Annotated in this window: 7 protein-coding genes; 3 read left to right on the plus strand and 4 right to left on the minus strand. The window is 62.5% G+C overall.

From position 1 onward, the window contains the following. Positions 1 to 166 precede the first annotated feature (166 nt). Positions 167 to 565 (minus strand): Hg(II)-responsive transcriptional regulator, encoded by a 399-nt coding sequence (gene merR, locus IEG05_RS22775; protein ID WP_003089120.1) that lies wholly within the window; start codon positions 563 to 565, stop codon positions 167 to 169. A gap of 74 nt (positions 566 to 639) precedes the next feature. On the opposite strand from merR, the gene IEG05_RS22780 reads away from it, so the two are divergent. Genes IEG05_RS22780 through IEG05_RS22790 form a run of 3 tightly spaced genes read left to right on the plus strand, consistent with a single transcriptional unit; the run spans position 640 to position 1,498 of the window. Continuing rightward, positions 640 to 990 (plus strand): mercuric transporter MerT family protein, encoded by a 351-nt coding sequence (locus tag IEG05_RS22780; RefSeq protein ID WP_003089115.1) that lies wholly within the window; start codon positions 640 to 642, stop codon positions 988 to 990. Between the two features lie 12 nt (positions 991 to 1,002). Continuing rightward, positions 1,003 to 1,278, plus strand: a complete 276-nt coding sequence (gene merP, locus IEG05_RS22785) for a mercury resistance system periplasmic binding protein MerP (protein WP_003150552.1) — start codon at positions 1,003 to 1,005, stop codon at positions 1,276 to 1,278. A 7-nt stretch (positions 1,279 to 1,285) separates the two neighbouring features. Then, entirely contained in the window at positions 1,286 to 1,498 is a 213-nt protein-coding gene (locus tag IEG05_RS22790) for a GDCCVxC domain-containing (seleno)protein (protein WP_003089113.1), read from the plus strand. A 12-nt stretch (positions 1,499 to 1,510) separates the two neighbouring features. On the opposite strand, the gene IEG05_RS22795 is transcribed toward IEG05_RS22790, so the two are convergent. From IEG05_RS22795 to IEG05_RS22805, 3 genes are read right to left on the minus strand one after another with little or no spacing between them, the layout of a single operon-like run. Next, positions 1,511 to 4,504, minus strand: coding sequence for a Tn3 family transposase (locus IEG05_RS22795; protein WP_003299771.1), 2,994 nt, complete (start codon positions 4,502 to 4,504; stop codon positions 1,511 to 1,513). Between the two features lie 3 nt (positions 4,505 to 4,507). Further along, on the minus strand, positions 4,508 to 4,918 hold the full coding sequence (locus IEG05_RS22800) for a putative toxin-antitoxin system toxin component, PIN family (RefSeq protein WP_003150546.1): 411 nt from the start codon (positions 4,916 to 4,918) through the stop codon (positions 4,508 to 4,510). After that, positions 4,918 to 5,157, minus strand: a complete 240-nt coding sequence (locus IEG05_RS22805) for a ribbon-helix-helix domain-containing protein (protein WP_003089107.1) — start codon at positions 5,155 to 5,157, stop codon at positions 4,918 to 4,920. The genes IEG05_RS22800 and IEG05_RS22805 overlap by 1 nt, the downstream gene beginning before the upstream one ends. Positions 5,158 to 5,386 lie beyond the last annotated feature (229 nt).

Raw genomic sequence — 5,386 nt, forward strand, 5'->3', positions numbered from 1 at the left:
TGCCCGTCGGTTGATCGAGCTGTTGGGGTAAATCCCGCTTTCCATTTCCAAGCATCAAAAACACCAACGCCCCGAACCAGTCGGGGCGTTGGATTTTTCTGGCGTCAGTGCGTTTTCACACGCTCTGGTAAAGGGGCTTTCCGATCTCCAGCTCACCCGCCAGGCATTACTCTCTGATCAGTGCCTCGATGATCGGGCAGATCGTTCCGCCGTCTCCCGCATCACATTGCTGCACCAGTTCGCCTAACAGTTGCTGCATGACGACCAAGTCGGCCATCTTCTGCTCGATCAACGCGAGCTTGCGTGCAGCCCGTGCTCGCGTTTCGGCACAGGCGCACGACTCATCCAGCGTCAGCAGTCCACCGACTTCCGAGAGCGTGAAACCCAGCGCCTGAGCCCGCTTGATGAAACGCAGTCGCTTCACCATGTCCACCGGATAGCGCCGATGGCCACCCAAGGGTTTGGCTGGTTCATCCAGCAGCCCGCGTCGCTGGTAGTAGCGGATCGTCTCGACGTTCACCCCGGCGGCGTCTGCCAGCTTGCCAATGGTCAGCTCTGTGGCCATCACTTTCTCCTTGATTCCGTACTTTGGTACGGAGTTTAGAATAGCACCTAGGCAATCAGGCTCAGGAGATGGGAATGGGGATGCAACTCACCGGGAAAGGCTCGCTGGTCGCGAGTTCGCTGACCGCCATCGGTGCGTCGGTGTGCTGTGTCGGGCCACTGGTGCTGTTGGCACTCGGTGTCGGCGGTACGTGGGTGGGCGCTCTGACCATGATGGAGCCACTACGCCCCCTCTTCATCGGGTTGACTCTACTGTTCCTGGGATTGGCATTCCGCAAGCTCTACCTGGTGCCACAGGTTTGTACGCCAGGTACACCCTGCGCCGATCCGCGCACGCTCGTGCGACAGCGACTCGTGTTCTGGATCGTCAGCGTGCTGCTGCTCGGCCTATTGGCCGTGCCGTGGCTCGCCCCGCTGTTCTACTGAAGGAGATTAACCATGCGCAAACTGCTGATCGCCGTGCTTTTCGCCTTGCCCTTCGTGGCGCTGGCGGCTCCCCCGAAAACCGTCACGCTCGACGTGCAGAACATGACGTGCGGACTCTGTCCGATCACGGTCAAGAAGTCGCTGGAGAAGGTGTCCGGCGTGAGTGACGTCCAGGTCAATTTCGACCAGAAGACGGCGACCGTCACCTACGATCCCGATAAGGCCCAGCCCGAGGCACTGACTGAGGCGACCGCGAACGCGGGATACCCCTCCACAGTGCAGAAGTGAGGTCACGATGAGCGCCATTGTCCTTGAGTCCGTGCTGACTTGCCCGCGCTGCGGCTTCGCCAAGCCGGAAACCATGCCCACGGACGCCTGCCAGTTCTATTACGAGTGCAGCAACTGCAAGGCGCTGCTGCGCCCCAACCCAGGGGATTGCTGCGTTTTCTGTTCGTTCGGCTCGGTGAAGTGCCCGCCGATCCAGCAGCAGCTTGGGTGTTGCTCATAGCGTTTAGGGGGATCACAGGTCGTCGTCTGGATTACGCAGTGGCCGCAGCTCGCCGCGCGCAACTTCTTCCGGTACCGCAAAGGAATACCGCCCGAGCATGTTGATGTGCTCGTAGATCAGCGGCGATAGCCGGGCCAAATCCTCTTCCAGCACTGGATAGCCGTGCTGCTTGAGCCGTTCCACGGCCGCCGTCATGTAGAGGGTGTTCCACAGCACGATGATGTTCACCACCAGGCCCAGAGCACCGAGCTGGTCTTCCTGGCCTTCGCGGTAGCGCTGGCGGAGCTCGCCGCGTTTGCCGTGGAACACGGCGCGGGCCAGGCTGTGCCGGCCTTCGCCTCGGTTCAACTGGGTCAGGGTGGCGCGGCGCTTGGACTCGTCGTCGATATAGGTCAACGTGTGCAGAGTCTTTTCGATCCGCCCGAATTCGGCCAGCGCCTGGGCCAGCCGGGTGGGTCTATCTCCCGTTTGCAGCGTGCGCATGATGCCAGTCGCCGGCACCCGGCCGAGTTTGAGCGAGCCGGCCAGGCGCAGCAGGTCGTCCCAGTGCTCGGCGATCAGGTCGAGTTTGACCGACTGGCGGGCCAGCCCGTTGAGCTTGCCGTAGTCCGCGTCCGGGCGCGTGCGCCAGAAGCGGGTACCGCCGACATCGGCCAGCCGCGGACTGAAGTGGTAGCCAAGTAGGCGGAAGAGCCCGAACACCACATCGCTGTAGGCCCCGGTGTCGGTCATGATTTGCGTCGGCTGCAACTCGGTCTGCTGTTCCAGCACGACCGCCAGCAACACCAGGCTGTCGCGCAGCGTGCCGGGCACGGTGATGGCGTTGAGGCCGGAGAATTGGTCGGAAATCAGGTTGTACCAGGTGACACCCCGGCCGGTGCCGAAATACTTCGGATTGGGGCCGGCATGCACGGTGCGCACCGGTACGACGAAGCGCATGCCATCGGCGGAGGCGACCTCGCCGCCACCCCAGACTTGGGCCAGTTCCAGTTGGCTTTGCGCTCCGACCAGGATGGCGTTAGCCGCTGACAGGGTGTCGTCGCGGATATAATTCTGGCTGACCCAGGACAGCCGGTCACGGCGCAGCGCCGGGTTGTCGGTGCGGATCAAGGGCTCCAGGCCGGTGTTGCAGGCCCCGCCCAACAGCACCGCGCAGAGGCTGGTGACCAGGTTGTCGGCGCGTGCATTGCGTTCGGAGACATGGGTGAAGGCCTCGGAAAAGCCAGTGCGGGCGGCGATTTCCAAGAGGATTTCCGGCAGATCGACACGCGGCATCAGGTCAGACACGGCCGCCCGCAGTTGCAGCAACGAGCAGGGCTCGTCCAGCTTGTCCAGCGCCCCGAGCGACAGTTCGGTCTTGCCCTCGGTGTTCTCGCTCAGTTGAATCGCCGGGTTGTCGGGCAGGCGCGCGGCTACTGCCAGCCAGGTTGCATCCAGCTCGACGGACAAGGCGTCCAGGGTGGTTTTGGCGTCGATGGTCAGGCCCAGTGACCGGCAGATGATCGGTCGCGCCGCCAGCCATTCGGCACCGTCGAGCAGGCCAAGGCGCGGGTCGGCATAGCGCCAACTGGGCGAGACGAAGACATCGCGGCGGCGCAGGGCCGTGCGCAGCGCATCGAGCGTGCAGAACACATAGGCACCCATGTCGAGGGAGCCATCTTCGCGGGTGATGTGCTTCTGCCAAGCCTTGGCCACGATCTCCTGCGGCGCGTCATCCTCTGGCTTCCGGCGCGGCAGGTTCAGTTGCAGCCACTCCAGACTAGCCGCCACGCCCTTGCCGGCCGGGCTGAAGCCGAAGCGGATGTGCTTGAGCAGGTCGGGCAGGAAGCGGCGCACGCTGCGGTAGCGCGCTTCCAATGCAAGAAAATAGACGTCATCTACCGGGCGGATCAGCGCGTTGACCTCTTCCAGGGCCTTTTCCAGGGTGGTCCTCGGCAGGTCGTTGAACAGCCGGGCGCGCACGTTGTCATCGCTGATCGAGCTGTCCAGCACGACCTTGCACGCGGCGGCGAGCGTCGCGGCCGACCGATCCAGGTCTTTCAGGCTGCGCATGCGGGCTTTCTTGTCGGCCTTCTCCGCGTTGCTGAACAGGTCGCGCAGCAAGGCCTCCAGGACTTCCAGTGCGTCGTCGTGCGCAGTCGCCTCCAGGCAGAGTGCGAAGGCCACCAGTGTCGCCATCCGCCGCGACGCCGGCAGCCGATTAATCGCGGTGACCTTGGCCGTGTTGGCGAAGCGGGCCAGGGCGGCGATACGGCTGGGAGGGATGTGCGCCGCCGCCGGCAAGGTGATGCCGATGCCGCGCACGTCATCGAGCCGGCGCAGTGCCCGAATCAACGCGGGGCCACTGACCATGACCGGGCCGGAGCGCAATTGATCCAGCCGGGAGCTGCGGTTGCCTTCGGCCACCGTCAGCAAGTCTTGCAGTTGCAATCGCTGTTCCTCAGTCACGCTGCGGCCCAGCGTAAACCAGAGGCGTTCTTCGACCCGACTGCGCAACTGGGCGATAAAGCGCTCTAGTTGAGACACACCAGGCAGGAGGACTTTCTGTGTGAACAGCCACGAGGTGGCTCGCTCAAACAGCACTCCCGGCCGGTCGGTGCCCGTCCAGCAGAGGGCATACAGCCAGCGGCTCAAGCGAAAGCCGATGCCCGGATCGGTGAAATGACGATAGCCAAAGCGGTTCTGAATATCGGTGGCATGTATCCAGCGGCGATGATCGCTATAGCGCTGGAGGCAGTCGGGGTCTGGAATCGCCAGTTGTCGGCAAAGCACCTGCAGGACTTCCACCGGCACGGCGGCGGGCTTGTCCGGCAGAACGCCAACGAAGCGGACGGTGGTCAGCAGAACGGCATAACCCAGACGGTTATGGTTACCCCGCAGCACCTGGATGGCTTCACGGTCTTCATCGCTCAGGTGGAAGTAACGTTCCAGCTCTTCACGGCTGGGCGAATCAACATAGCGGCCAAAACCGTCGCGTTGCTCTTGAGTCAGAAAACCGACCGGCATTGATCACAGCACCTCGACGCAGAACACGGCGGGCGTGACGATCCGCGTGCGTTCGATGTGCCCGCGTTGCAGCAGGCCGGCGCGGCGATCACCGGTTACCAGGTAGTCCGCATCGCCCGCCAAGGCCATGGCCAGCAAAAACGAGTCATCCGGATCATCGGCTTCGACCTCGATGGTCAGGCGCTCCAGTACCACAGCCCGTTGCAGGTTATTGATCATGGCGCCCACCTTGGCGGGCTGTAGGATGGCCTGAAGCTTGGGATAGCGGCTGGCTCGACGAATTTCATCGAGTTGCATCCGCGAGGTCACCACCTCGAAACGCGCCGCCCGCCAGGCACGGTAGATCGCATCGGGCGCGCCATGTGGCGAGATCAGGGCGCTGAACAGGATGTTGGTATCCAACACGACCCGCATCAGCGCTTACGTGCCCAGTCGAGCGCTTCGTCAACCGCGTTGGTCAATTCTGCCTCACTCAGATGGGCGTTAGCGGCCTTGGCCTGCTCAGCGCTCAGCTCCAGGATGTGTGCCCGTACCGCTTCTTCGATGAAGCGCGACAGGTCGCCCTTACGGCCGCCGCCCTGGCTGGCCAGAAACATCCGAAGCGACTGGTCGGTGTCGGCCGAGACGGCGACATTCCAGCGAATGGTATTCATAGCGTTCTCCGCTAATAGGTGTTTGTGTGTTTATACGCCAATCACAAAGGGCGATGCAATGGTTCGACAAAACGAAGGTTTTGCCGAACTCTATCGAGGAATGGCTCGGTTCGTTAAGCTCCCCACGCTACGGTTCAAATAACTGGTACGCTTTATCAAAGTTCAACTATTACTAACGTAGTCGAGTAAACGGTACTTTTGATGAAGATCGGTTATGCGCGAGTGAGCA

Source organism: Stutzerimonas kunmingensis (assembly GCF_014764705.1).
GTDB lineage: Bacteria > Pseudomonadota > Gammaproteobacteria > Pseudomonadales > Pseudomonadaceae > Stutzerimonas.

Bases quoted from the DNA above. Each gene is read 5' to 3' on its own strand.
- merR (WP_003089120.1), bottom strand. From the start codon at position 565: ATGGCCACAGAGCTGACCATTGGCAAGCTGGCAGACGCCGCCGGGGTG.
- IEG05_RS22780 (WP_003089115.1), top strand. From the start codon at position 640: ATGGGGATGCAACTCACCGGGAAAGGCTCGCTGGTCGCGAGTTCGCTG.
- merP (WP_003150552.1), top strand. From the start codon at position 1,003: ATGCGCAAACTGCTGATCGCCGTGCTTTTCGCCTTGCCCTTCGTGGCG.
- IEG05_RS22790 (WP_003089113.1), top strand. From the start codon at position 1,286: ATGAGCGCCATTGTCCTTGAGTCCGTGCTGACTTGCCCGCGCTGCGGC.
- IEG05_RS22795 (WP_003299771.1), bottom strand. From the start codon at position 4,504: ATGCCGGTCGGTTTTCTGACTCAAGAGCAACGCGACGGTTTTGGCCGC.
- IEG05_RS22800 (WP_003150546.1), bottom strand. From the start codon at position 4,918: ATGCGGGTCGTGTTGGATACCAACATCCTGTTCAGCGCCCTGATCTCG.
- IEG05_RS22805 (WP_003089107.1), bottom strand. From the start codon at position 5,157: ATGAATACCATTCGCTGGAATGTCGCCGTCTCGGCCGACACCGACCAG.